At 52.9% G+C, this 24,160-nt stretch carries 19 protein-coding genes; 12 read left to right on the forward strand and 7 right to left on the reverse strand.

Annotated elements, in window-relative coordinates:
* Positions 1-20: 20 nt before the first annotated feature.
* From HV037_RS20925 to rraB, 3 genes are all read right to left on the reverse strand, one after another.
* Complete coding sequence (locus HV037_RS20925) at positions 21-851, reverse strand: hypothetical protein (RefSeq protein WP_019078255.1); 831 nt, start codon at positions 849-851, stop codon at positions 21-23.
* A gap of 165 nt (positions 852-1,016) precedes the next feature.
* Positions 1,017-1,775, reverse strand: a complete 759-nt coding sequence (gene miaE, locus HV037_RS20930; protein ID WP_019078254.1) for a tRNA isopentenyl-2-thiomethyl-A-37 hydroxylase MiaE — start codon at positions 1,773-1,775, stop codon at positions 1,017-1,019.
* Positions 1,776-1,826: 51 nt separating this feature from the next.
* The gene (gene rraB / locus HV037_RS20935) at positions 1,827-2,252 is read right to left on the reverse strand and encodes a ribonuclease E inhibitor RraB (RefSeq protein ID WP_016151501.1); all 426 of its coding nucleotides are present in this window, start codon (positions 2,250-2,252) and stop codon (positions 1,827-1,829) included.
* Between the two features lie 163 nt (positions 2,253-2,415).
* Between rraB and argF (HV037_RS20940) the strand changes: the two genes are divergently transcribed.
* Positions 2,416-3,423 (forward strand): ornithine carbamoyltransferase, encoded by a 1,008-nt coding sequence (gene argF / locus HV037_RS20940; protein WP_103283428.1) that lies wholly within the window; start codon positions 2,416-2,418, stop codon positions 3,421-3,423.
* A gap of 99 nt (positions 3,424-3,522) precedes the next feature.
* Here argF (HV037_RS20940) and HV037_RS20945 read toward each other — a convergent pair whose 3' ends face one another.
* Entirely contained in the window at positions 3,523-3,975 is a 453-nt protein-coding gene (locus tag HV037_RS20945; RefSeq protein WP_103283427.1) for a YhcH/YjgK/YiaL family protein, read from the reverse strand.
* Positions 3,976-4,462: 487 nt separating this feature from the next.
* Between HV037_RS20945 and HV037_RS20950 the strand changes: the two genes are divergently transcribed.
* From HV037_RS20950 to HV037_RS20975, 6 genes are all read left to right on the forward strand, one after another.
* A complete protein-coding gene (locus tag HV037_RS20950) occupies positions 4,463-5,443 on the forward strand; it encodes an IS5-like element IS5 family transposase (protein WP_220131381.1) in 981 nt (326 codons plus the stop codon).
* 404 nt (positions 5,444-5,847) lie between these two features.
* On the forward strand, positions 5,848-7,068 hold the full coding sequence (gene arcA, locus HV037_RS20955; protein WP_016151497.1) for an arginine deiminase: 1,221 nt from the start codon (positions 5,848-5,850) through the stop codon (positions 7,066-7,068).
* A 9-nt stretch (positions 7,069-7,077) separates the two neighbouring features.
* Positions 7,078-8,010: a carbamate kinase gene (arcC, locus tag HV037_RS20960; protein WP_019078251.1), complete on the forward strand. Its 933-nt coding sequence runs from the start codon at positions 7,078-7,080 to the stop codon at positions 8,008-8,010.
* Between the two features lie 55 nt (positions 8,011-8,065).
* A complete protein-coding gene (gene argF / locus HV037_RS20965; RefSeq protein WP_046275811.1) occupies positions 8,066-9,070 on the forward strand; it encodes an ornithine carbamoyltransferase in 1,005 nt (334 codons plus the stop codon).
* A 55-nt stretch (positions 9,071-9,125) separates the two neighbouring features.
* Positions 9,126-10,529 (forward strand): YfcC family protein, encoded by a 1,404-nt coding sequence (locus tag HV037_RS20970; RefSeq protein ID WP_047499900.1) that lies wholly within the window; start codon positions 9,126-9,128, stop codon positions 10,527-10,529.
* A 144-nt stretch (positions 10,530-10,673) separates the two neighbouring features.
* A complete protein-coding gene (locus tag HV037_RS20975; protein ID WP_003839609.1) occupies positions 10,674-11,153 on the forward strand; it encodes an arginine repressor in 480 nt (159 codons plus the stop codon).
* Here the strand turns inward: HV037_RS20975 and HV037_RS20980 are convergent.
* The gene (locus HV037_RS20980; RefSeq protein ID WP_085951096.1) at positions 11,150-11,272 is read right to left on the reverse strand and encodes a hypothetical protein; all 123 of its coding nucleotides are present in this window, start codon (positions 11,270-11,272) and stop codon (positions 11,150-11,152) included. The genes HV037_RS20975 and HV037_RS20980 overlap by 4 nt on opposite strands.
* On the opposite strand from HV037_RS20980, the gene pyrL reads away from it, so the two are divergent.
* The 4 genes from pyrL to ridA all read left to right on the forward strand — a co-directional run bounded on the left by pyrL (position 11,252) and on the right by ridA (position 13,263).
* Entirely contained in the window at positions 11,252-11,353 is a 102-nt protein-coding gene (pyrL, locus tag HV037_RS20985) for a pyr operon leader peptide (RefSeq protein ID WP_003025819.1), read from the forward strand. The two genes, HV037_RS20980 and pyrL, sit on opposite strands and share 21 nt — an antisense overlap.
* A gap of 36 nt (positions 11,354-11,389) precedes the next feature.
* On the forward strand, positions 11,390-12,325 hold the full coding sequence (gene pyrB, locus HV037_RS20995) for an aspartate carbamoyltransferase (protein ID WP_016151493.1): 936 nt from the start codon (positions 11,390-11,392) through the stop codon (positions 12,323-12,325).
* A gap of 13 nt (positions 12,326-12,338) precedes the next feature.
* Entirely contained in the window at positions 12,339-12,800 is a 462-nt protein-coding gene (gene pyrI, locus HV037_RS21000) for an aspartate carbamoyltransferase regulatory subunit (RefSeq protein ID WP_016151492.1), read from the forward strand.
* 76 nt (positions 12,801-12,876) lie between these two features.
* Positions 12,877-13,263 (forward strand): 2-iminobutanoate/2-iminopropanoate deaminase, encoded by a 387-nt coding sequence (ridA, locus tag HV037_RS21005; RefSeq protein ID WP_016151491.1) that lies wholly within the window; start codon positions 12,877-12,879, stop codon positions 13,261-13,263.
* A 118-nt stretch (positions 13,264-13,381) separates the two neighbouring features.
* Here ridA and HV037_RS21010 read toward each other — a convergent pair whose 3' ends face one another.
* Both HV037_RS21010 and mgtA read right to left on the reverse strand, forming a co-directional pair.
* Entirely contained in the window at positions 13,382-19,483 is a 6,102-nt protein-coding gene (locus HV037_RS21010; RefSeq protein WP_181500156.1) for an autotransporter outer membrane beta-barrel domain-containing protein, read from the reverse strand.
* Positions 19,484-20,041: 558 nt separating this feature from the next.
* The gene (mgtA, locus tag HV037_RS21015; protein ID WP_103283425.1) at positions 20,042-22,750 is read right to left on the reverse strand and encodes a magnesium-translocating P-type ATPase; all 2,709 of its coding nucleotides are present in this window, start codon (positions 22,748-22,750) and stop codon (positions 20,042-20,044) included.
* 389 nt (positions 22,751-23,139) lie between these two features.
* Here mgtA and treR point away from each other — a divergent pair, with 389 nt between their 5' ends.
* A complete protein-coding gene (gene treR, locus HV037_RS21020) occupies positions 23,140-24,087 on the forward strand; it encodes a trehalose operon repressor TreR (RefSeq protein WP_016155565.1) in 948 nt (315 codons plus the stop codon).
* The last annotated feature ends 73 nt before the right edge of the window (positions 24,088-24,160 follow it).

A 24,160-nucleotide genomic window follows, 5' to 3' on the forward strand; every position in this document is an offset into this window, starting at 1 on the left:
TATGAGGGGCAATGGTTGCGTTACTGCATTTCGGCGGAGAGCATCAGCCGAATGACGCCAGCCGCGCGAGCGGTTGGCAGCGTCAGCACCTGTGACCATAAATCCTGCACCATTTCACAGGCGACTTTCTCTTTGCCCACACCTTTACTCGGATCAGCCATAATCTGGATATCCGGTCCAAAGCGCTGTACCAATCCCGGGCCGATGGATTGCAGATCCTGAAGCGCCAGCTGTTTCTCTTGCGCCGTAACCGTATGTTTGTTCGGGCCATAAGCCGCGTGCATCATACTCATGTCGCTGGCCATACGACGATTCATCAGCTCCCGCGGAATAATACGCACCGGGTTAATCCCGCCTTTCACCGCCGGGAACAGAAAGCGAAAACACTCGTCATCGCCCACTTTTGCCACCGCAGCAATCTGCTCGAGGTTAATTTTCATATACTCAATCACATTGGCATCGGGTGCCTGCTGCAAACGCGCCATCTGTACCTGCAGGATTTGCGGCTGAATAGCGTCGATAATCTGTTGCTCGCTTTTCCCAGCTTCTTTCAGTTGCGTTGCCTGGTTGAGGATATTCTGCCATAACGCGGGTTCCTGCTCTTTAAGTACCTGATAAACAGGCATTGCCAGCATCGCATTTTCAAATTTCTGCGCGTCCGTCAGCCCATAATCAGGGCTTTCGCGCGGGATCAGGTAGTGCACATCAAACAGATTCCACGCGACAATCGCTACCACAAAAACCACCGCGCCGGAGATCTTTCCCAGCCAGCCTTTTTTGCGAAACATGCCAACGACGATAGCAATCACCGCCCCGATATAACCCGCCAACAATACGTGTGCCCAGTTCATTAACCATCCTTATGCAAAACAGTCTCTGTTGCGGGGATATATTTCCCCTTCGTGTGTTTTGATTATTACGGCAGCAGCGAGCGATTTCCAGCCACCAGATTTTGCTAATGGAAACAGGAAAGGTAAAACCGCGCGACGATTAGCGCCGCGCGTCAGAGAAGAGAGTCAGGCTGGCACGCCGCTGTGGAAGCGGAATTCATCGTCGGGAGAAGTAATCAATGCGGCTTCTACTTCGCCAAAGAACCGCACCCGACTACTGATATCGTCGGCAGAAACCTGCTGTGCCAGCGCCAGATAGTCCTGATAGTGCCGCGCCTCGGATCGCAGCAGCGAAAGATAAAATGCCTGTAAATCGTCATCCAAATACGGCGCCAGCGCGGCGAACCGTTCACAAGAACGCGCCTCAATGTAAGCCCCGCAAATCAGTTTGTCGATTAGCGTTAATGGCTCGTGGGTTCGCACCTCTTTGAGCATGCCTTTGGCATAACGGCTGGCGGTAATTTTGACGTAGGGAATGTTGCGGCTCATCATCGCCTCACGCACCTGCCAGAAGTGGTGCAGCTCTTCTTTGATCAGCAAAACCATGCTGTCGATCAGCTTGCGCCCCCACGGGTCGTCAGTTTGCGGCATTACGCTTTTGCTAATCTGTTTATTCAGCGCGATAAAATCCGGTTCATCCCCTTCTCTGAAAGCATACGCTTCATAGGGTTTCAGCCAGTCCAGTAGCGCCTGCGATCCCTGTTTATCTGCAACATACTTACGCACCAGCAGCATGGCCGTTTGCGCCGCTTTCAGCTCGCAGACGAGATGATCCGTCAGTAACAGAGGGAGATTCGCCGGGGCTCGTGCTTTATCAAGCCAGGCCTGGGGCGTTTTACAGTGCAGGAAGTTGTGGATCGGGGAGAGTATTTGCAGGTAATCCATACGTTATCCTTGGCCTACGGCAGCAGACGCTACCGTAGGTCAGCAGATGACTTAGTGACGCACGCCGTCATCATCTTCGTCGACGAGGTCTTCATCGTCGCCGTCTTCACCTTCTTCGCCGTTCGGGTCTTCAAAATAGGTGCCCCAACCGTCGTATTCCACATCAAATTTTTCAGCCAGGTTCATCAGTTGCTCAACCTGAGCGTCGATCAACTCGGCATTCAGAGCACATTCGCTCAGGATGTCACAGCAAATAACCGTGTCGCCCTCTTCCACCTCCAGCTCTTCCGGCTCGGTCACTTCATAACCCAGCTTGAAGGCTTCTACTGCCGCTTTTTCCAGGGTTTCAAAGTCGTCCGCGGAAAGGTGATGCTCGATGGTGTACAGCGCGTCGGGATCGCTGCCATCTTCGAGTAACTCTTCAATAATCAAGCGCGTTTCTTCACGCTGTTCTTCCAGTAGTTCCGGGTTTGCCATGGCTCATTCCTCATAATGTCCTGCCGATACTCTTATTGTCACATACCGCTGTCATTGCCTCCACCTTTCCAGGAAAGATTTGTTAAACAAGGTTGCAAATGAATAAACATCCATATAAATTGAATTTTAATTCAATAAATGGCCTAAGCCATGTGAGGGAACTATGTCTGCGTTTTATCAGAAACATTTTTTGAAACTGCTTGATTTCACCTCTGCTGAACTCACGTCACTGCTCCAGCTCGCCGCGCAGCTCAAGACGGATAAGAAAAACGGTACCGAGGTCGCTAAACTCACCGGTAAAAACATCGCGCTCATCTTCGAAAAAGACTCAACCCGCACCCGTTGCTCTTTCGAAGTTGCCGCATACGATCAGGGCGCGCGCGTGACGTATCTCGGGCCGAGCGGCAGCCAGATTGGTCATAAAGAGTCTATCAAAGACACCGCCCGCGTACTCGGTCGTATGTACGACGGTATTCAGTATCGGGGCCACGGTCAGGAAATTGTCGAGACGCTGGCGGAATATGCCGGAGTTCCGGTTTGGAACGGATTAACCAACGAATTTCACCCCACCCAGTTGCTGGCGGATTTACTCACCATTCAGGAACACCTGCCGGGTAAAGCGTTTAATGAGATGGTGCTGGTCTACACCGGCGATGCCCGCAACAATATGGGCAATTCCATGCTGGAAGCCGCTGCGTTAACCGGACTGGATCTGCGTCTGGTCGCGCCCCAGGCCTGCTGGCCGGAGGAAAGCCTCGTTGCGGAGTGTAAAGCGCTGGCACAGAAAAACGGCGGCAATATAACGCTAACCGAAGATGTCGCCACGGGCGTGAAAGGCGCGGACTTCATCTATACCGACGTATGGGTATCGATGGGCGAAGCGAAAGAGAAATGGGCCGAACGTATTGCGCAGTTGCGTAAGTACCAGGTTAATAGCGCGATGATGGCGTTGACCGGCAATCCGCAGGTGAAATTCCTGCACTGCCTGCCCGCGTTCCATGACGATCAAACCACGCTTGGCAAACAAATGGCGCAGGAATATGGTCTGCACGGCGGCATGGAAGTGACCGACGAGGTGTTTGAGTCACCCGCCAGTATCGTATTTGATCAGGCGGAAAACCGAATGCACACCATCAAAGCGGTGATGGTCGCGACGCTTTCCAAATCATAGCATTGCGTGATTGAATTGCCGGATGGCGATGCTGACGCACCCTATCCGGCCTACCATCGTACTTCCTTAGGCCGGGTAAGTCGCACCCGGCAAACCGGTTTATGCTACCCGCATTTTCACCACGGCTTTGCGTACCAGCGCCGGAGCGCCGACCGCGCACAGCGGTTTATGCACTTCACCCGGATAAAAGACGACGAAGTCACCTTCGTTCAGCACCACCGTTTTCTCCTGTTCGCCTTCCGGCAGGAAGGCGATATCTTTATCCGCCAGCCATTCAGTTTCCGGTGCGCCCGCAGGCTGCGTGCTGAAAGTCATGCCTTCCTGACCTTTGAGCAGGATCTGAATATCCAGATAGCGAGCGTGATATTCGGCGCGGCGCTGCGCAAACGGCTCCGTCATATCTTCAGCAATCAGATAGAACAGACGTTCGCCGTCGATGTCGTGCTTACCCTTTTCCGTCGCATCCGTCACGTGCGCTTTAATGTGCTCAATCGCCTGACGCAGCTCTTCCGGCAGCCAGGCATCCAGGTTGTGAATATTGCCGACAATCATTTCAAACCCCTTAATTAAAACATCGTTTCATTTTTGTTGTTATACGAAAAAACGGTCTGCCATACCACTGCTATTTACCGATATTTTGCGTCAACGCATGTTTATCGCTGATGATGTTAAATAATTGCTAATAGCCAGCAACAGGTTATGCATAAACTCTGCATAACTTTCGTCTCATACTTTTCAACTCAGTCACTAACTCACTGTTATAGAAAGCTTTGTTAGAAAAACCAGCAATCGATCACAGTTTACGTCTCCTTCGTTATCTTTCTTCATCGTCATATTTATTTTGAAATAAACCTTACAGCACAAATAATAAAATAATAGATTCGCATAAAAATTCATTAAATATAGAAAAACACATAAAAATCAACGCACTATTTAATTTATTAAATATTTAAATATGTACATAAAATTAAGGAAGGTGCGAACAAGTCCCTGATATGAGATCATGTTTGTCATCTGGAGCCATGGAACAGGGTTCATCATGAGTCATCAACTTACCTTCGCCGACAGTGAATTCAGCAGTAAGCGCCGTCAGACCAGAAAAGAGATTTTCTTGTCCCGCATGGAGCAGATTCTGCCATGGCAAAACATGGTGGAAGTCATCGAGCCGTTTTACCCCAAGGCTGGTAATGGCCGGCGACCTTATCCGCTGGAAACCATGCTACGCATTCACTGCATGCAGCATTGGTACAACCTGAGCGATGGCGCGATGGAAGATGCTCTGTACGAAATCGCCTCCATGCGTCTGTTTGCCCGGTTATCCCTGGATAGCGCCTTGCCGGACCGCACCACCATCATGAATTTCCGCCACCTGCTGGAGCAGCATCAACTGGCCCGCCAATTGTTCAAGACCATCAATCGCTGGCTGGCCGAAGCAGGCGTCATGATGACTCGAGGCACCTTGGTCGATGCCACCATCATTGAGGCACCCAGCTCGACCAAGAACAAAGAGCAGCAACGCGATCCGGAGATGCATCAGACCAAGAAAGGCAATCAGTGGCACTTTGGCATGAAGGCCCACATTGGTGTCGATGCCAAGAGTGGCCTGACCCACAGCCTGGTCACCACCGCGGCCAACGAGCATGACCTCAATCAGCTGGGTAATCTGCTGCATGGAGAGGAGCAATTTGTCTCAGCCGATGCCGGCTACCAAGGGGCGCCACAGCGCGAGGAGCTGGCCGAGGTGGATGTGGACTGGCTGATCGCCGAGCGCCCCGGCAAGGTAAGAACCTTGAAACAGCATCCACGCAAGAACAAAACGGCCATCAACATCGAATACATGAAAGCCAGCATCCGGGCCAAGGTGGAGCACCCATTTCGCATCATCAAGCGACAGTTCGGCTTCGTGAAAGCCAGATACAAGGGGTTGCTGAAAAACGATAACCAACTGGCGATGTTATTCACGCTGGCCAACCTGTTTCGGGCGGACCAAATGATACGTCAGTGGGAGAGATCTCACTAAAAACTGGGGATAACGCCTTAAATGGCGAAGAAACGGTCTAAATAGGCTGATTCAAGGCATTTACGGGAGAAAAAATCGGCTCAAACATGAAGAAATGAAATGACTGAGTCAGCCGAGAAGAATTTCCCCGCTTATTCGCACCTTCCTTAACACAGTTAAATAACAAGACATATTCCTGAGTAGTAATTCAATTATTCATGTTTTTATTTTTTAAATTCTCAGAGCCATCTCATAAATTAAACAACAAATGCCAAACATCGACCTGACTGTGAAATGAATCACGTTTCTATATCAGATAAGATCTAAATATAGATTCTGAAATCAGCTGAAAAACCATGACTGCAATAAACATTATTTGCAGGCACCTCCTCTTTATTTTTTAAAATTGTATTAAAGGAATAATGATGGAAAAGCATTATGTCGGATCTGAAATCGGTCAATTACGTAGCGTAATGCTACATCGCCCTAACCTCAGCCTAAAAAGGCTGACGCCATCAAATTGCCAGGAATTGCTTTTTGATGATGTTCTTTCGGTAGAACGTGCAGGAGAAGAGCATGACATTTTCGCCAACACGTTACGTCAACAGGGAATTGAGGTTCTGTTACTCACTGATTTATTGACACAAACTCTGGATATCCCCGATGCCAAAAGCTGGCTACTGGATACACAAATTTCTGATTATCGGCTTGGCCCCGCTTTCGCCACGGATATTCGCGCCTGGCTTGCAGATATGCAGCACCGGGAGCTCGCCCGACATTTAAGCGGTGGGCTGACATACGGAGAAATTCCTGCCTCAATCAAAAATATGGTGGTCGATACTCACGATATTAATGACTTTATTATGAAGCCATTACCAAACCACTTATTTACCCGCGACACCTCATGCTGGATATATAACGGCGTATCCATTAATCCGATGGCAAAAACTGCACGTCAACGAGAAACTAATAACTTGCGGGCGATTTACCGTTGGCATCCACAATTTGCCGATGGTGATTTTATTAAATATTTCGGCGATGAAAATATTAATTACGACCACGCCACATTAGAAGGTGGAGATGTACTGGTCATTGGTCGCGGCGCAGTTCTCATCGGTATGTCGGAACGTACCACGCCGCAGGGCATTGAGTTCCTTGCCCAGTCGCTATTTAAGCATCGCCAGGCAGAACGCGTCATCGCAGTCGAACTGCCGAAACATCGCTCCTGTATGCACCTCGATACCGTCATGACCCACATCGATATCGATACCTTCTCCGTCTACCCGGAAGTGGTGCGCCCGGATGTCCAGTGCTGGACCCTGACACCAGACGGGCGCGGCGGCCTGAAACGCACCCAGGAAAGTACGCTGGTACATGCCCTCGAAAAAGCACTTGGCCTCGACCAGATCAATCTGATCACCACCGGTGGCGACGCCTTCGAAGCTGAACGCGAACAGTGGAATGACGCGAACAATGTTCTGACGCTGCGCCCCGGGGTTGTGGTGGGCTACGAACGTAACATCTGGACCAACGAAAAATACGACAAAGCTGGCATCACTGTTTTACCCATTCCTGGCGACGAACTGGGACGTGGGCGCGGCGGTGCGCGCTGCATGAGTTGCCCACTGGAACGCGACGGTATTTAAGGAGACGTTATGGAAAACAAACCTACCCTGGTTGTGGCGCTGGGCGGCAATGCACTACTCAAACGTGGCGAACCACTGGAAGCCGACATCCAACGCAAGAATATTGAGCTGGCGGCAAGAACTCTCGCTCAACTCACGCAGCAGTGGCGCGTAATTCTGGTACACGGCAATGGCCCGCAGGTTGGACTTTTGGCGTTACAAAACAGTGCTTATGCCAACGTCACCCCCTATCCGCTCGATATTCTCGGCGCAGAAAGTCAGGGAATGATTGGCTATATGCTGCAACAGGCCCTGAAAAACCAGCTCCCACAGCGTGAAATTAGTGTCCTGCTGACTCAGGTTGAAGTCGATGCCCACGATCCGGCCTTCAGCAATCCCACCAAATATATCGGGCCGATTTATGACGAACCCCAGGCCCACGCGTTACAGGCGGAAAAAGGCTGGGTTTTCAAAGCCGATGGTAAAGCGTTCCGCCGTGTTGTGCCCTCTCCACAACCCAAACGAATCGTGGAAAGTGACGCCATTCGCACACTGATCGCCCGCGATCATCTGGTTATCTGCAACGGCGGTGGCGGCGTACCGGTGGTGGAAAAAGCCGATGGCTACCACGGTATTGAAGCGGTGATCGACAAAGATCTCTCCGCCGCCCTGCTCGCCAAACAAATCCACGCCGATGCGCTGCTGATCCTGACCGATGCCGATGCGGTGTATCTCGACTGGGGCAAACCTACCCAGCGCCCGCTGGCCCAGGTTACGCCGGAAAGGCTCAGCGAAATGCAATTCGACGCCGGTTCAATGGGCCCCAAAGTCACCGCCTGCGCGGAATTTGTCTCTCACTGTCACGGGATTGCTGGCATCGGCTCGTTGGCTGACGGTTCGGCCATTCTCGCTGGTGACAAAGGCACGCTAATTCGGCGCGAAGCCACTGATGTTAACGCTTAAGGCTTTTTTTGCTGGGTAAAGCGAAGCCTTATCCAGCCTACATAAGGATATTTTCATGACTGTTAACCTGAAAAATCGCAATTTTCTCAAATTGCTGGACTACACCCCAACGGAAATCCAGTACCTGATCGATCTGGCTATCGAGTTAAAAACGGCGAAAAAAGCCGGGCGCGAAAGGCAAACGCTGGTCGGTAAAAATATCGCGCTAATCTTCGAAAAAACGTCAACTCGCACCCGCTGCGCCTTTGAAGTCGGCGCTTTCGATCAGGGCGCACAGGTGACCTACCTTGGCCCAAGCGGCTCGCAGATTGGTCATAAAGAGTCGATGAAAGATACCGCCCGCGTGTTAGGTCGCATGTATGACGGTATTGAATACCGCGGCTACGGCCAGGAGATCGTGGAAGAACTGGGGCAGTTCGCTGGTGTGCCGGTCTGGAACGGGCTGACGAATGAATTCCACCCTACGCAGATCCTCGCGGATCTGATGACCATGCTGGAACACGCCCCGGGTAAAACCTTACCCGAACTGAGCTTCGCTTACCTCGGTGACGCCCGCAATAACATGGGCAATTCGCTGATGGTCGGCGCGGCGAAAATGGGGATGGATATTCGTCTGGTCGCACCGAAATCCTTCTGGCCGGACGAGGCGCTGGTTGCCGAATGCCGTGAAATCGCCAGCGTGACGGGCGCGCGCATTACGCTCACAGAGGATGTTGAGGAAGGTGTTTACGACGTGGACTTTCTCTACACCGATGTCTGGGTTTCGATGGGGGAACCCAAAGAGGCGTGGGCAGAACGCGTCAGCCTGATGACGCCTTATCAAATTAACCAGCAGGTCATCGATGCGACCGGCAATCCCAATGTGAAATTCATGCACTGCCTGCCCGCCTTCCATAACGAGCACACCACAGTGGGCCGTGAAATCGAAGCGGCTTACGGCCTGAAAGGGCTTGAAGTCACGGAGGAGGTATTTGAGTCAGCGCATTCCATCGTCTTCGACGAAGCAGAAAACCGGATGCATACCATTAAAGCGGTCATGGTAGCGACACTCGGCGACTAACCCCAGCGGGCATGTGTCGCCTGGCGGCATATGCCCAAGCTATCCGGAGAACATCATGGGCAAATTCAAATTTCCCAGCGCGTATACCATCCTGTTTATTCTCATTGCGCTCGTCGCCGTTATGACCTGGATTGTCCCTGCCGGGAAATACCAGATGGCGATGAATGCCACCCTGGGCAAAGAAGTGCCGGTTGCCGGTACCTATGCCCCAACAGAGGCGCATCCACAAGGTTTAACGGCTGTACTGCTGGCTCCGATTGACGGGCTTTATAACCACGAAACCTACACCGCAGGCGCGATTGATGTGGCGTTGTTTGTCCTGATTATTGGCGGGTTTCTCGGCGTGGTAAACAAAACGGGCGCCATCGACGCCGGCATCGAACGCGTGACGGTCAGGCTGAACGGCAAAGAAGAGTGGATGATCCCCATCCTGATGGGACTTTTCGCCGCCGGAGGCACGATTTACGGCATGGCGGAAGAATCACTTCCTTTCTACACCTTATTGGTTCCGGTCATGATGGCTGCGCGCTTTGATCCACTGGTTGCTGCTGCAACCGTTTTGCTTGGCGCAGGCATCGGCACCCTCGGTTCAACAATCAACCCTTTCGCAACAGTTATCGCCGCTAACGCCGCCGGGATCCCCTTCACCCAGGGAATGCTGATGCGCATTCTGCTACTGGTCGTCGGCTATGTAATCTGTGTGGTATGGGTCATGCGCTATGCACGGAAAGTTCGCAGCCATCCTGAGCTTTCCATCGTGGCCGATAAAATGGAGGAAAACCGTGCCCATTTTCTCGGTAGTCGCGCCAATACCAATCTTGAATTCACGGCTACGCGTAAGTGGATCCTGCTGATATTCGCCGCCGCCTTTGCAGTGATGATTTATGGCGTCGCGGTGCTCGGCTGGTGGATGGCTGAAATATCTGGGGTTTTTCTGGCATCTGCGATTATCGTCGGCGTAATTGCCCGCATGAGTGAAGAAGCATTCACCAGTACCTTCATTGACGGGGCTCGGGATCTGCTCGGCGTGGCGCTGATTATCGGCATTGCGCGCGGTATCGTCGTGGTGATGGACAACGGCATGATCACCCACACCATTTTGCACAGCGCCGAAAATTTAGTCTCCGGTCTGTCCACCACCATTTTCATCAATGTGACTTACTGGCTGGAAGTCTTGCTCTCCTTCCTGGTCCCTTCCTCGTCTGGCCTGGCGGTGCTCACGATGCCCATTATGGCCCCGCTGGCTGACTTCGCCCATGTGCAAAGGGATCTGGTCGTCACAGCGTATCAATCCGCTTCCGGCATTGTGAATCTGATTACCCCCACCTCAGCGGTTGTGATGGGTGGGTTGGCCATCGCTCGTGTTCCTTATGTGCGCTACCTGAAATGGGTCGCACCACTGCTGCTAATTCTGACGGTGCTGAACATGGTTGTTCTGAGTATCGGCGCGATGCTGTAGTCCTGTTGGCCGTCGGATCCCGACGGCTTTTTTGAGCGCGCTCTCGTTTTTCTGCACAACCGCCCGTTTGAGCCGTTATTGATACTGCAAATGTGGTGAATTTCGCCATCGCATTGATACAAATGATAAATTTAGGGTGTTTTTATGAAGGAATTCGATGATTACTCGACCAAAGAGCAGAAACAGTTGGCGATTTGTCAGCGCCTGATTAGCGAAAAAAGCTACCTGTCTCAGGAAGCGCTTCGCCGCGATCTACAACACCATGGTTTCACCGGGATTAGCCAGTCAACGGTATCTCGTCTGCTGAAACTGCTCGGTGCTATAAAAATAAGAAATACAAAAGGGCAAAAAATTTATTCTGTAAATCCGCAATCACGACCCGCGCCTGATGCTGCCCGATCGATTGCTGAAATGGTGGTCAGCGTGGAACACAATAGCGAGTTTATCCTCATCCACACGGCGGCTGGCTATGGTCGCGCCGTAGCCAGAATCCTCGATTATCACGCGTTGCCAGAAATTCTCGGCGTCATTGCCGGTAGCAGTATTGTCTGGGTCGCGCCGCGGGTGGTACAGCGAACGGGCCTGGTCCACAAGCAGATTAATTATCTATTCAAAATGAATTAAAATTCATAAGAACCGTTTGCGATGAATAAATAGTGCATTTTTCGCTTGATCCCATAACGGAGCTGAGTATAATCGCGGACAATTTGCCGGGAGGATGTATGGTTCAGTGTGTACGACATTTTGTCTTACCGCGTCTGAAAAAGGACGCTGGCCTGCCGTTTTTCTTTCCGTTGATCACCCATTCCGAGCCCCTCAATTGAGGGGCTTTTTTTTTGCCCAGGCGTCAGGAGATAAACATGGCTAACCCGCTCTATCAAAAACACATCATTTCCATAAACGACCTCAGCCGCGATGACCTTAATCTGGTTCTCGCGACGGCGGCGAAATTAAAAGCTAACCCGCAGCCAGAGCTGTTAAAACATAAGGTCATCGCCAGCTGCTTCTTTGAAGCGTCAACCCGCACCCGTTTATCTTTTGAAACCTCCATGCACCGTCTGGGCGCCAGCGTGGTGGGTTTCTCTGACAGCAGCAACACGTCGCTTGGCAAAAAAGGCGAAACTCTGGCCGACACCATTTCCGTCATCAGCACCTATGTCGACGCCATCGTGATGCGTCATCCGCAGGAAGGTGCCGCGCGTCTGGCAACCGAGTTCTCCGGTAACGTGCCGGTACTGAACGCCGGCGACGGTTCCAACCAGCATCCCACCCAAACGCTGCTGGATCTGTTTACCATTCAGGAAACGCAGGGTCGCCTGGACAATCTGCAAATCGCCATGGTGGGTGACCTGAAATATGGCCGCACCGTCCACTCCCTGACCCAGGCGCTGGCAAAGTTCGAAGGTAACCGCTTCTACTTCATCGCCCCGGACGCGCTGGCCATGCCGCAATACATTCTGGATATGCTGAATGAAAAAGGTATCGCCTGGAGCCTGCATGGCACTATCGAAGAGGTAATGGCGGAGGTCGATATCCTCTACATGACCCGCGTACAAAAAGAGCGTCTGGACCCGTCCGAATACGCCAACGTGAAAGCACAGTTTGTTCTGCGTGCCAGCGATCTGAACGGTGCCAGAGCGAACATGAAGGTGCTGCATCCGCTGCCGCGCATCGATGAAATCACCACCGACGTCGACAAGACGCCGCACGCCTGGTATTTCCAGCAGGCTGGCAACGGCATCTTCGCCCGTCAGGCGTTACTGGCACTGGTACTGAATAGCGAACTGGCACTGTAAGGGAGAAAAAGAGATGACACACGATAACAAACTGCAGGTTGAAGCCATCAAACGTGGCACCGTAATTGACCACATTCCCGCACAGGTTGGTTTTAAGCTGCTGACGTTGTTCAAACTGACTGAAACCGACCAGCGTATCACCATCGGCCTGAACCTGCCGTCTGGCGAAATGGGCCGTAAAGACCTGATTAAAATCGAAAATACGTTCCTGACCGACGAGCAGGTAAACCAGCTCTCCCTATACGCTCCGCAGGCAACGGTAAACCGCATTGACGATTATGACGTGGTGGGTAAATCACGTCCGAGCCTGCCTGAACGTATCGATAACGTGCTGGTTTGCCCGAACAGCAACTGCATCAGCCATGCTGAACCAGTATCGTCCAGTTTTTCAGTGAAAAAGCGCGCTGACGACATCGCACTCAAATGCAAATACTGTGAAAAAGAGTTTTCGCATTATGTGGTGCTGGCCAACTAATTGGTGTTGGTAATGATTTCCCGGCTCCCTATAATGGCCGGGAACATTCTATTACCGCTGTAATTCAGGAGAAATCATGAGCAAGACTATCGCGACGGAAAATGCACCAGCAGCAATCGGCCCATACGTTCAGGGCGTTGACCTGGGTAGCATGGTAATCACTTCCGGTCAGATCCCGGTCGATCCGAAAACCGGTGCCGTATCGGAAGACGTGTCCGCTCAGGCGCGTCAGTCGCTGGAAAACGTACAAGCTATCGTTGAAGCAGCAGGCCTGAAAGTGGGCGACATCGTAAAAACTACCGTCTTCGTTAAAGACCTGAACGATTTCGCAACCGTAAACGCGACCTACGAAGCGTTCTTCACCGAGCACAACGCCACTTTCCCGGCGCGTTCTTGCGTGGAAGTTGCCCGTCTGCCGAAAGACGTGAAAATCGAGATTGAAGCGATCGCCGTTCGTCGATAAGCGTAAAAAAAACCGCCGGAAATCACTCCGGCGGTTCTGTTTTTACTCACTCAGGCTGTTATCAGAAATTGTGTTTAATATTCAGCATAAAGCCCTTGTCGCTGATGTTGTCCTCTTTTCAGTGGAAAGCGTCCAGCCCGGCGCTGGTGTTACCGGCGTTATACTTCACACCCACCTGTGCCATGCTGTTGATGCTGCCACCTTTCTGACCGTCGTCAACGTTGAAGCTCTGACCTGCCGCCCCCTGCAGGGACGCTTTTTTACCGGTGCTGACGTAGCTCAGGTTCGGGCCGCCTTCCAGCGTCGCCGTTGCTGCCCAGCCATCCTTACCGGCATAGCTCAGCTTCATACCCACCACTGAATCAACCGCCGTTTCCGTGCTGCTGTTCATGTTCAGGTTAAAGTCGCCAGCACCGCGCTCCTGATAACCGTCTTCCATGGTGTGACGCAGTTTCAGACCAGCATATGGCACAACATCCAGCCCTTCGCTGACGGTGAAGGTTTTACGACCCTCGGTACGCAGCTCCAGGTACTGCTGACGGCTGTCCGCCAGCGCCTGTTTGTTGACATCACCGTAGTTAATGCCGCGTTTGCTGTCGAGCTGATGTACGTCGTAACGCAGGGCGTTGTTCCAGGAGAGACCTTCCTCGCCGAGCGGCATGGCGTGCTCCAGACCCAGGAACTGGCTGTAACCGCCGGTGATACCGTCGCTGCCGGAAGAGACATTGCCTTTACCGTCCAGACGGGCAATACCGTACTCCATGGTCAGCGACTGATTATCGCCAAAGCCCAGTTTCTGACGCAGGGCCATCATGTCGTACTGCGTGTCTTTACCCAGTTCGGCACGCTGGTCGCCTTTCGCCACCAGGTTAAACGACAGACCGTTACCCAGTTCCGGCGCGGCATCCGCCAGCATATCGAAGCGGTTGCTGAGTCTGCGGGCGTCGCGGGAGACGTTCACAGCCTTGTTGCCGCTGATTTGCTTCATCGCCTTCGTCACGTCGGCAGAGGTCTTCAGGTTCAGACTGCTGAACAGCTCGTTGTTGGTGTACGCGGCATCCAGCGCGCCGGCAACACCGCTGACGCTGCTGTCGGTCACCACGTCGGTGTAGGCGTTTTTGGTCATGGTGACGTCAACGTTGCCGTTCGCGTCTTTCTGACCCTGCGCGCTCCACACCACGCTGGTGGATTTGATGTTCTGCTCACCCTGGATATCTTCGCCGACAAACACGTCGTTGAAGGTCTGAGTAGTGGCAGCCGTACCTGCGGTGAAGCCGGTATCCACGTCCACATCGCCCAGGTCAACATAATCGGCGGTCAGCGTACCAGCGGTGCCGCTGGCGCTGGTGCCGATGGTGTACTGGCTGACGCTGGAGCGCAGGCCTTTACTCTGCACAGGAGCCACAGTCGGGTCGGTCGGCAGGGTATAGGAAGCCGCATGGGTTTCCGTGCCGTTGCCGCCGGTGCCGTTACCTTCCACCGTCACATCAGACTCTTTCACCAGCCCGCTGCCGGTACCTTCCAGCAGGACCGTGCCGTTGTTGATGATGCGACCGTTTGCACCCAGGCGGCTGAAGGCGTAAGAGTCTTTGGCGTAAATATTAATCGCGCCGTTGTTCTCAATCACCGCATCAGCCGTGGCACCAGCGTCCAACTGCATGGCAATCATGCCGGTTTCATCCGTACCGGTTGTCCCCAGATTGATGGTGCCGTTGTTGACCAGTTGGGCATTCTTGCTGCCTTTCATACCAATGGCGCCGCTGCCGCTGAGATTCATGGTGCCGTCGTTGATACCCACATAGTTACTGTTGGTCAGGCTGACCGCGCTCTGGCCGGATGCTGTGGCGGTGAAGTTAATCACCCCGTCATCCTGGTTCCAGGCAAAGGCTTTACCTGCCGCAGCGTCTGAGGAAGAGCCGACCAGCGTTTTACCCGTGGCCGTTGCAGTGCCGTCGTTGATAAAGTCCGCGGTGCCGCCCCATATGTTGATACCTGCACCCGTTGAACTATTGGTCACCGTAATGGTGCCGCCCTTCTCGTTCTTCAAGGTACTGTCATTATTCAGATGGACGGCGTTTTTGTTGTTATCAAGGGCAATGGTTCCGCCCGACAGGTTATCAAACACGCTGTTGTTTTTCAGCTCCAGGATGCTGGCATTGCTGGCATCGCTGCTGCTACCCAGCGCGACGGCGCCGCTGTTGGTGACTTTGCCTGATCCGTTCATCGTCGCGCCGCGGGTCATCGTGCCAGTGTTAACCATCTTACCGGAGACTGTGGTCTTGCCGCTAAGGGTACCGCTGTTATTCACCACGCCGCTGGCGTTGACGGTCAACGGCGCGCTGGTCACCGCACCGGTCTGGTTGTTATAGATACCCTCGACAGTCAACGTTGAGGTGCCATCAACCGTGCCGGTGTTGCTGACCGTACTGCCGGACATCACGCTCGCATTTCTGCTCAGGGTGGTGGTGCCCGTCAGAATCGAGCCATCAACAAACTCCTGCGTCTCAAGGTCAGCGCTGTTATCTGCTGTTGCCGGTACGTTGGTGCCCAGATTAATAGCACCGCGGTTGATAATACGGTTATTGACATTGCCATCGCTAAAGAATGCCTGACCATTAGCGGCATTAATGATGATTTGTCCGCTATCGTCGTTAATGATGGTACCGCCGCCAAAGACAGCCATTGCCGCCAGTTGACCATTCGCAGCAGCGGTGGAGTCGCCCGTCAGAGTTATGGTTCCCTTGTTCGTCGCCGTACCGCCAGCAAAGGCCGCCATGCCATAGCCCGCATTGCTGACGTTGATATTCCCCTCATTCACCGCTGATGAATTATTGCCGAAACTGGCTCCGCCCTCGTTACCCGCCATCATGGCTGCGCTCTGATACTTATCACCGACAAGGCCCGCATCCGCTTTGCTGGTTATGACGCCATTTTCATCGGTAACAGGACGGAAGCCATCAAGATTGATCGTTCCTGTTGCTTTATTGACGGCTGAAGAATGATTAGTTACTGCCATCCCCCATGTGGATACCCCGTTGATATTAATCTCACCGGTGTTCTCCAGGGAGGTATTGTCATTGCCGACCATCACATAGTGATGACGCCAGCCAGGACTAAAAGGTGCCTGGTTATGATAGTTGCCTGATCCGACTGCCTTTTCCTGAGTGTTGATCACAGAAATTGTGCCGCTGTTAGTGGCAGTCGCGCCCTTGAATGCACCCATCACGAAATCATCAGCCGTGTCTGCAGACTGCGTCGCGCTCACTGAAGAAACGGATATTGTGCCTTTATTTTCAACACTGGCGCCATTTTCGGCCCCTAATAGCAGGTTACCCACGGTCGGGGTGCTGATGTTACCCATGTTAACAATCGATGACCCTTCTCCGGTACTGCTCATCAGAGCCATATCAGCTTCCATTGACTGATATGTATTATTTGCGTGCTCTGCTATTACATCCACGACCAGTGTCGACGTTGCTGTCAGGTTTAGTTTAGAGCCTCCGGAAACCTTAGCTAACTTAGAGTCACCAGAATGCTGTGTTAAATTAGCCGCTGACGTCATGGTAAACGTAGATTCACCTGAAACATTGACGATATTATTCGCTCCATCAATGCCAATACCTAATAAACCAGAGTTTGACGCTGCTCTTCCGTCAAATAACTGATTGAAACCACCAGTAAGATTAACTGTGTTATTTTCTCCGGAAACATCAAGTGCAACAAGCTTACCAGTGAAATTAGATAAATTACCTTCAACGTCAAAATTCGTTGCGCCGCTGACGGTCAGGTTATTATCGCTCCCGCTGATATGTACTCCAGTGATCTTACCTGCAGAGGAGACCAGGCCAGTTATTGGCTGCGGGGTCTTGAAATCAATCTTTCCGCTGACAGTTACATCAGCATGATTCCCTATGATATCCAGACCGGTACCAGGCTGAAGAGTCCCCTGACCATCCGTTGCGATTGGCAGGGAAATATCACCTCCCTGAGCAACATTTGCGTTATCGCCCGTAATTTTGATACCGGTTGCGTTATCGGATACGGTGATCGCACCTTTATTCGTCACGGTCGCATCATCGCCCGTAATGTTGATACCTGAGGCACCGTTACTGACGTTGATCTCCCCCTCGTTGTCTACAGTTGCCTTGTTGCCGGAGATGTTAACACCAGTGGAATTTTCACCCTCGGCAGTGATATCGCCGGTATTGTTATATTTATTACCATCACCTGTAATATCGGTACCCGTTGCTCCGTTTTTGGCCGAGGTATCGCCTTTGCTGTTGATCGTGTTGTCATCACCGGAAACGTTAGTACCGGTAGAGCCCGCGCCGTCAGCGCTGTTCGCCCCATTATTGTTTATCTCGTTGCCATTACCATCAACGTTAGTACCGGTCGCGCCGCTGGTGGCGCTGGTATCGCCTTCATTGTTAATTTTGTTACCGTCGCCAGTGACATCCGTACCGGTGGAGCCCTCACCATCTGCGGTGTTTTTACCTTTGTTGTCGATGGTGTTGTCGTTGCCATCCACGCTGGTGCCAGTGCCGCCTGCAGCAGCGCTGGTGTCGCCTTCGTTAATGATTTTGTTGCCGTTACCGTCTACATCCGTACCGGTAGAGCCTGCGCCATCGGCAGTGTTGTTACCCTTGTTGTCAATGGTGTTGCCGTCACCAGTGACATCAGTGCCGGTGCCGCCGTTGGTGGCGCCGTTGTCGCCGGTGTTGTTGATGTCGTTACCGTCGCCGGTCACGTCAGTACCGGTGGAGCCTTCACCGTCTGCGGTATTTTTGCCGCCGTTGTTGATGGTGTTGTCGTTGCCGTCCACGTCAGTGCCGGTGCCGCCGCCAGTAGCGCCGTTGTCACCGGTGTTGTTGATGTCGTTGCCGTTGCCGGTCACGTCAGTACCGGTGGAGCCTTCACCGTCTGCGGTGTTTTTGCCGCCGTTGTTGATGGTGTTGTCGTTGCCGTCCACGCCGGTGCCGGTACCGCCGTTGGTGCCGCTGTTATCACCGGTGTTGTTGATGTCGTTGCCGTCGCCAGTCACGTCTGTACCGGTGGAGCCTGCACCGTCGGCGGTGTTGTTGCCACCGTTATCAACTGTGTTGCCGTTGCCGTCCACGTCTGTGCCGGTGCCGCCGTTGGTGGCGCCGTTGTCGCCGGTGTTGTTGATGTCGTTGCCGTCGCCGGTCACGTCTGTACCGGTGGAGCCTTCACCGTCTGCGGTATTTTTGCCGCCGTTGTTGATGGTGTTGTCGTTACCGTCCACGCCGGTGCCAGTACCGCCGTTGGTGCCGCTGTTATCACCGGTGTTGTTGATGTCGTTGCCGTCGCCGGTCACGTCTGTACCGGCGGAGCCTTCACCGTCTGCGGTATTTTTACCGCCGTTGTTGATGGTGTTGTCGTTGCCGTTCACGTCGGTGCCGGTGCCGCCGCCAGTAGCGCCGGTGTCACCATTCACATTAATATCGTTACCATCGCCGTTGATAATCGTCCCGGTATCGCCCGGGCCGCCTGCGGTGGAGCCTCCATCAACTGTTTTCTGCTGCCCGTCGCCGTCAATAACCGTGGTGTCTGGCCCCGCAAGAGTAAGCTTTCCTGCGCGGTTGTACGACCAGAACAGGTTGTTACTGCCGTACGTTCCCTGCATCACCAGCGCATTGCCCATCACGTTCAGGCTGGTCACGGTCAGGGTTTTGCCGTCCGGCGCGGTCAGCAGGTAGCCGTCGCCCTGCTTGGTAATGGCGAAGGTGGTATTGGTATAAGTGACGCCGTTCACCACCAGCGAGGCAAAGGTCAGGGTTTTCGCGCCCCGGTCAAGGGTAACGCCATTGTCATAAACGGAGGGGGGGGTATCAGGTGTAACGGGGTCCACCGGATCGACAGGTGTTACCGGGTCCACAGGTGTTACCGGGTCCACAGGCGTTACTGGATCAACAGGCAACCCGGAGGACGAATGGCTGCTGCCGCCGCCGCCGCTCGCCGCGATACCCACCGTGGCGGCCACAGCAGCGATACCGCCCACCGCCCATGCCCAGCCCTGCTCTAAAACGCTTTCCGTGGCTTTCTGGCACTCCGGCGACAGTTTGGCCAGCTCAGCCTGAGAAAGGCTGCTGATATTTTCGGGACACTGCTTTTTTTTGTCTTCGTTGTTGTTAAGATCGGCGGCAAATGTATTACCGCTTAATGCCAGGGCAATACAAAATGAAATAGCTTTCCTTTGCATAATGTGAGTCTCTCTGATGTGAGCGAAATGATATAGATAAAACGACATAGCGACGAAACACGCCGCCGCAGATTCTCCGAATCTGTAATACAGCGGCACCATATAAATAAATTTATATAGAAGCGAGTATATCCAAAGACATATTTCATAACAACGAATCACCGCCATGAATATATATCTCAACGCATTGTTTTTATTGGGATTGATAAAAATAAGAATAAAGGAATCATTAAAAAAAACATAAAATACAACATGTTGCAATCATAGATTTTTATGTAAATTTTTTAATTCTCGATATTTTGCGGAATGAATGGAGGGGGAGTGCTAAGGCATATCTTATAAATTATAATTTTTAATGTATGAATATTAAAAAACAATATTCTACGTGAATTTATTCACTTATCATTCACATTTATCGAATTAATTATCTTTTAACAGAAATAATAATACGCATGAATTTTCTGCGGCACGAATCATCGGGCGATACCGATATTCCTCCTGCGCCAGGTTACAGCTGCGTTGGCTTTTTAAGGGGCCAACGCAGCCGATATCTTGTGCTTACTGCCAGCCGTAGCGGCGGCTATAAAAACCTTTCACGAGCTGGGTTAATGTCATGTAGCCCGCCAGAATCGCAATCAGCCACGGGAAGTAGCTCAGCGGCAGCGCCTGCAATTGCAGATAGTTGGCCAGCGGCGAGAACGGTAATGCAATGCCTACCACCATGACCACCAGCGTCATCAGCATCAGCGGCCATGCGGCGCGGCTTTGGATGAACGGCACGCGGCGGGTACGGATCATATGCACAATCAGCGTTTGCGACAGCAGGCCTACCACGAACCAGCCAGACTGGAACAACGTCTGATGTTCTGGCGTATTCGCATGGAAGACGAACCACATCAGGCAAAATGTCAGAATGTCGAAGATCGAGCTGATTGGTCCAAAGAAGATCATAAAGCGCCCCAACTCGCTGGGATTCCAGCGCTGCGGCTTTTTGATCTGCTCTTCGTCGACGTTATCAAACGGAATCGCCACCTGGGATACATCGTACAGCAGGTTCTGAATCAGTAAGTGCAGCGGCAACATCGGCAGGAACGGTAAGAAGGCGCTCGCCACCAGCACGCTAAACACATTACCGAAGTTAGAACTGGCCGTCATTTTGATATACTTCAGCATGTTAGAAAAAGTACGGCGTCCTTCGATCACCCCTTCTTCCAGCACCATCAGACTCTTTTCCAGCAGGATGATATCAGCCGCTTCACGCGCAATATCAACCGCGCCGTCAACGGAGATACCAATGTCCGCCGCACGCAGCGCCGGGGCATCGTTAATGCCATCCCCCATAAAGCCAACCACATGACCTTCGCGCTTGAGCAGCGTGACAATGCGCTCTTTGTGCATCGGCGTCAGACGAGCAAACAGCGTGGTGCGCTGGGCCAGCGTTGCCAGCTCATCGTCGCTTAACCCTTCAATGCTGCTGCCGATAACCACATCGCCCGCATCCAGCCCTACTTCATGACACACTTTCGCCGCCACCAGCTCGCTATCGCCAGTCAGGATTTTCACCGTAATACCGCTGGCTTTCAGCGCTTTGAGCGCTGGCGCGGTGGTCTCTTTCGGCGGATCGAGGAACGCAATATAGCCTTCGAGGATCAGATCTGATTCATCAATACGCTGGTAATCGCCCTCACGCGCTGGCAGGTATTTCGTCGCCACTGCTACCACGCGCAGCCCCTGGCGATTCAGCGTATCCGTGACGCGCTTCACCCGACGCAGCATGTTGTCATCTAACGGGACAACCTCACCGCTGTAGCGCACCTGGGTGCAGACGCTGAGGATCTCCTGCAGCGCGCCTTTGCACACCAGCTGATGCACATCGGTTTCTTCAGCGACCACCACCGACATGCGGCGGCGTTCGAAGTCAAACGGGATCTCATCAATTTTCTGCCAGCGGGTAGAGAGCTGGCGGGCTGATTCTTCGTTCACGCCTTCCAGCACTGCCGTATCCAGCAAATTCTTCAGCCCGGTCTGGTAATGGCTGTTCAGCCACGCAGAATGCAGGACGTGCTCGCTGGGTTTACCAGATATATCTGTATGATTCTCAAGTACAATTTTGTCTTGTGTCAGGGTGCCCGTTTTATCAGTACACAGGATATCCATCGCGCCAAAGTTCTGAATGGCGTCGAGGTGTTTGACGATGACCTTTTGTTTTGACAGCTTCACCGCCCCACGCGCCAGCGTCGAGGTGACGATCATCGGCAGCATTTCCGGGGTCAGCCCCACCGCGACAGACAGGGCAAACAGCGCCGCTTCCCACCAGTCGCCTTTGGTATAGCCGTTGATGATGAGCACAATCGGCGCCATCACCAGCATAAAACGGATCAGCAGCATGCTGACGCGGCTGATCCCTTTCTGGAAAGCATTCTGCTCGCTTTCCTGCTCGCTGACGCGCCCCGCCAGTTGCCCGAACCAGGTATTGGCTCCGGTCGCAATCACGATGGCCTGCGCCGTGCCGCTCACCACGTTGGTGCCCATAAAGCACAGGGTATCGCATTCGAGCGGGTTGCTTTGCTGCGGGTCGCGGCTGGTTGCGACTTTCTCCACCGGCAGCGATTCACCGGTCAGCGAAGCCTGGGCCACGAACAGGTCACGAGCCTGCACCACACGCAGATCGGCCGGGATCATATCCCCTGCCGCCAGCTTAATGATATCGCCGGGAACTAACTGGTCGATCGGCAGTTCAACCCAGCCGTTCTCTCCTTTCTCGTTGATAACGCGCAGCACCGTAGCGGTGTTACTGACCATCGCTTTCAGCGCATCTGCCGCTTTGGTGGAACGCGCCTCCTGCACAAAATTCAGTAACGTAGAGATGACGACCATCAGAGCAATGACGCCAGCGGCAAACAGATCTTCGGTGGCATAGGAAATCGCACCGAGGATGGTCAACAAAATATTAAACGGGTTGCGGTAGCAGACCCACAGATGCACCCACCACGGCGACGGCTTCTGCGCCGGCAGTTGGTTCTCGCCATGTAATTCGCGAGCGTTTTCCACTTCTGCGGCGTTTAATCCTTCCGGGTGCGCGCCAAACGTTTTCCACAGCGCGGCTTCGTCCATCAGCGCCATTTTCAGACAATGTTCGCTCAGCGATGGCGGGATCGGCGTGCTGGCAACGGTCTGGGCATTAGGCAACGGATCGCGATGCACCAGACGGTGTGGTAAATGGCGGTTTAGCCGGGCAAATAGCTGGCGAGTAATATTTTTGAACATAGGCAGTCCCTCTGCGCCAGTCTCAACAGGCGCAGTAAATCCTTCAGGCGTGGCAAAGCCTTACCTGATGGCAATATTAAATTCACAACAGGGACGTCAGAACGTCACTGTCTTACTGCTCCGGTAAGACAGTGAAAGACAGGCTTACCGGAAAGGGGAGTTTCTCCATCTCGGGAGAGGGGTGGGATCGGGATCCATATAGCCTCCGGTAAGTGAATGATTTGCGCTGCGGATTATACGCAGAAAACCATAAGGTTTGTGGCAATTATGGCAGTATGATAAACCATGGAAACTAAACCAAACGTATACCAGACTTTGCCCATTGCGCTGCGCTTGAGTAAAGTTATTCTCTATTTGGCATAACTTCACACGCAACACGGGAAAACAGGATGCAAAACCGGCTGACAATTAAAGACATCGCCCGCTTAAGCGGTGTGGGAAAATCAACCGTTTCCCGTGTGCTTAACAATGAAAGCGGCGTGAGCGAACGCACCCGCGAACGCGTTGAAGCGGTGATGAATCAGCACGGTTTTTCCCCTTCCCGCTCCGCACGCGCCATGCGCGGACAAAGTGACAAGGTGGTGGCGATCATCGTCACGCGTCTGGACTCGCTTTCGGAAAATCTCGCCGTACAAACCATGCTGCCCGCCTTTTATGAGCAGGGTTACGACCCGATCATGATGGAAAGCCAGTTCTCGCCCGAGCTGGTTGAAGAGCATCTCGGCATGCTCAGACGCCGCAATATTGACGGCGTGGTGCTGTTTGGTTTTACCGGCATAAGTGAATCCATGCTCGCCTCCTGGCAGGATTCGCTGGTGCTGCTGGCAAGAGATGCCAAAGGCTTTGCCTCCGTCTGCTATGACGATGAAGGCGCCATTCGCACCCTGATGCAGCGTTTATACGATCGCGAGCATCGCCATATCAGCTTTCTTGGCGTTCCCCATAGCGACGTGACCACCGGTAAGCGCCGCCATGAAGCCTACCTGGCGTTCTGTAAGAAACACAAACTGCATCCTGTAGCCGCGCTACCGGGTCTTGCCATGAAGCAGGGTTATGAGCAGGCCGCCAACGTCATCACCCCGGAAACCACTGCCTTAGTCTGCGCGACGGACACCCTCGCCCTTGGTGTCAGCAAATATCTGCAAGAGCAGCGAATTGAGAATCTACAGCTGGCGAGCGTGGGCAGTACGCCGCTGATGAAATTCCTCCATCCGGAAATTATCACCGTCGATCCAGGATATGCCGAAGCCGGACGACAAGCGGCCTCGCAGCTGATCGAGCAGATCAACGGCCGTAGCGAACTACGACAAATCGTTATTCCTTCCACCCTCTCCTGATCGCTTTCTGAGCGTTAATTTGTGATCTTCGCTGCGTTTCGGGAACGTTCCCATTTTTAAAAAATCATCGACG

It is taken from the genome of Citrobacter sp. RHBSTW-00017, assembly GCF_013797615.1.
GTDB lineage: Bacteria > Pseudomonadota > Gammaproteobacteria > Enterobacterales > Enterobacteriaceae > Citrobacter > Citrobacter braakii.

Excerpts from the sequence above, each read along its gene's own strand:
- HV037_RS20925 (WP_019078255.1), bottom strand. The coding sequence starts at position 851 with ATGAACTGGGCACACGTATTGTTGGCGGGTTATATCGGGGCGGTGATT.
- miaE (WP_019078254.1), bottom strand. The coding sequence starts at position 1,775 with ATGGATTACCTGCAAATACTCTCCCCGATCCACAACTTCCTGCACTGT.
- rraB (WP_016151501.1), bottom strand. The coding sequence starts at position 2,252 with ATGGCAAACCCGGAACTACTGGAAGAACAGCGTGAAGAAACGCGCTTG.
- argF (WP_103283428.1), top strand. The coding sequence starts at position 2,416 with ATGTCTGCGTTTTATCAGAAACATTTTTTGAAACTGCTTGATTTCACC.
- HV037_RS20945 (WP_103283427.1), bottom strand. The coding sequence starts at position 3,975 with ATGATTGTCGGCAATATTCACAACCTGGATGCCTGGCTGCCGGAAGAG.
- HV037_RS20950 (WP_220131381.1), top strand. The coding sequence starts at position 4,463 with ATGAGTCATCAACTTACCTTCGCCGACAGTGAATTCAGCAGTAAGCGC.
- arcA (WP_016151497.1), top strand. The coding sequence starts at position 5,848 with ATGGAAAAGCATTATGTCGGATCTGAAATCGGTCAATTACGTAGCGTA.
- arcC (WP_019078251.1), top strand. The coding sequence starts at position 7,078 with ATGGAAAACAAACCTACCCTGGTTGTGGCGCTGGGCGGCAATGCACTA.
- argF (WP_046275811.1), top strand. The coding sequence starts at position 8,066 with ATGACTGTTAACCTGAAAAATCGCAATTTTCTCAAATTGCTGGACTAC.
- HV037_RS20970 (WP_047499900.1), top strand. The coding sequence starts at position 9,126 with ATGGGCAAATTCAAATTTCCCAGCGCGTATACCATCCTGTTTATTCTC.
- HV037_RS20975 (WP_003839609.1), top strand. The coding sequence starts at position 10,674 with ATGAAGGAATTCGATGATTACTCGACCAAAGAGCAGAAACAGTTGGCG.
- pyrL (WP_003025819.1), top strand. The coding sequence starts at position 11,252 with ATGGTTCAGTGTGTACGACATTTTGTCTTACCGCGTCTGAAAAAGGAC.
- HV037_RS20980 (WP_085951096.1), bottom strand. The coding sequence starts at position 11,272 with ATGTCGTACACACTGAACCATACATCCTCCCGGCAAATTGTCCGCGAT.
- pyrB (WP_016151493.1), top strand. The coding sequence starts at position 11,390 with ATGGCTAACCCGCTCTATCAAAAACACATCATTTCCATAAACGACCTC.
- pyrI (WP_016151492.1), top strand. The coding sequence starts at position 12,339 with ATGACACACGATAACAAACTGCAGGTTGAAGCCATCAAACGTGGCACC.
- ridA (WP_016151491.1), top strand. The coding sequence starts at position 12,877 with ATGAGCAAGACTATCGCGACGGAAAATGCACCAGCAGCAATCGGCCCA.
- HV037_RS21010 (WP_181500156.1), bottom strand. The coding sequence starts at position 19,483 with ATGCAAAGGAAAGCTATTTCATTTTGTATTGCCCTGGCATTAAGCGGT.
- mgtA (WP_103283425.1), bottom strand. The coding sequence starts at position 22,750 with ATGTTCAAAAATATTACTCGCCAGCTATTTGCCCGGCTAAACCGCCAT.
- treR (WP_016155565.1), top strand. The coding sequence starts at position 23,140 with ATGCAAAACCGGCTGACAATTAAAGACATCGCCCGCTTAAGCGGTGTG.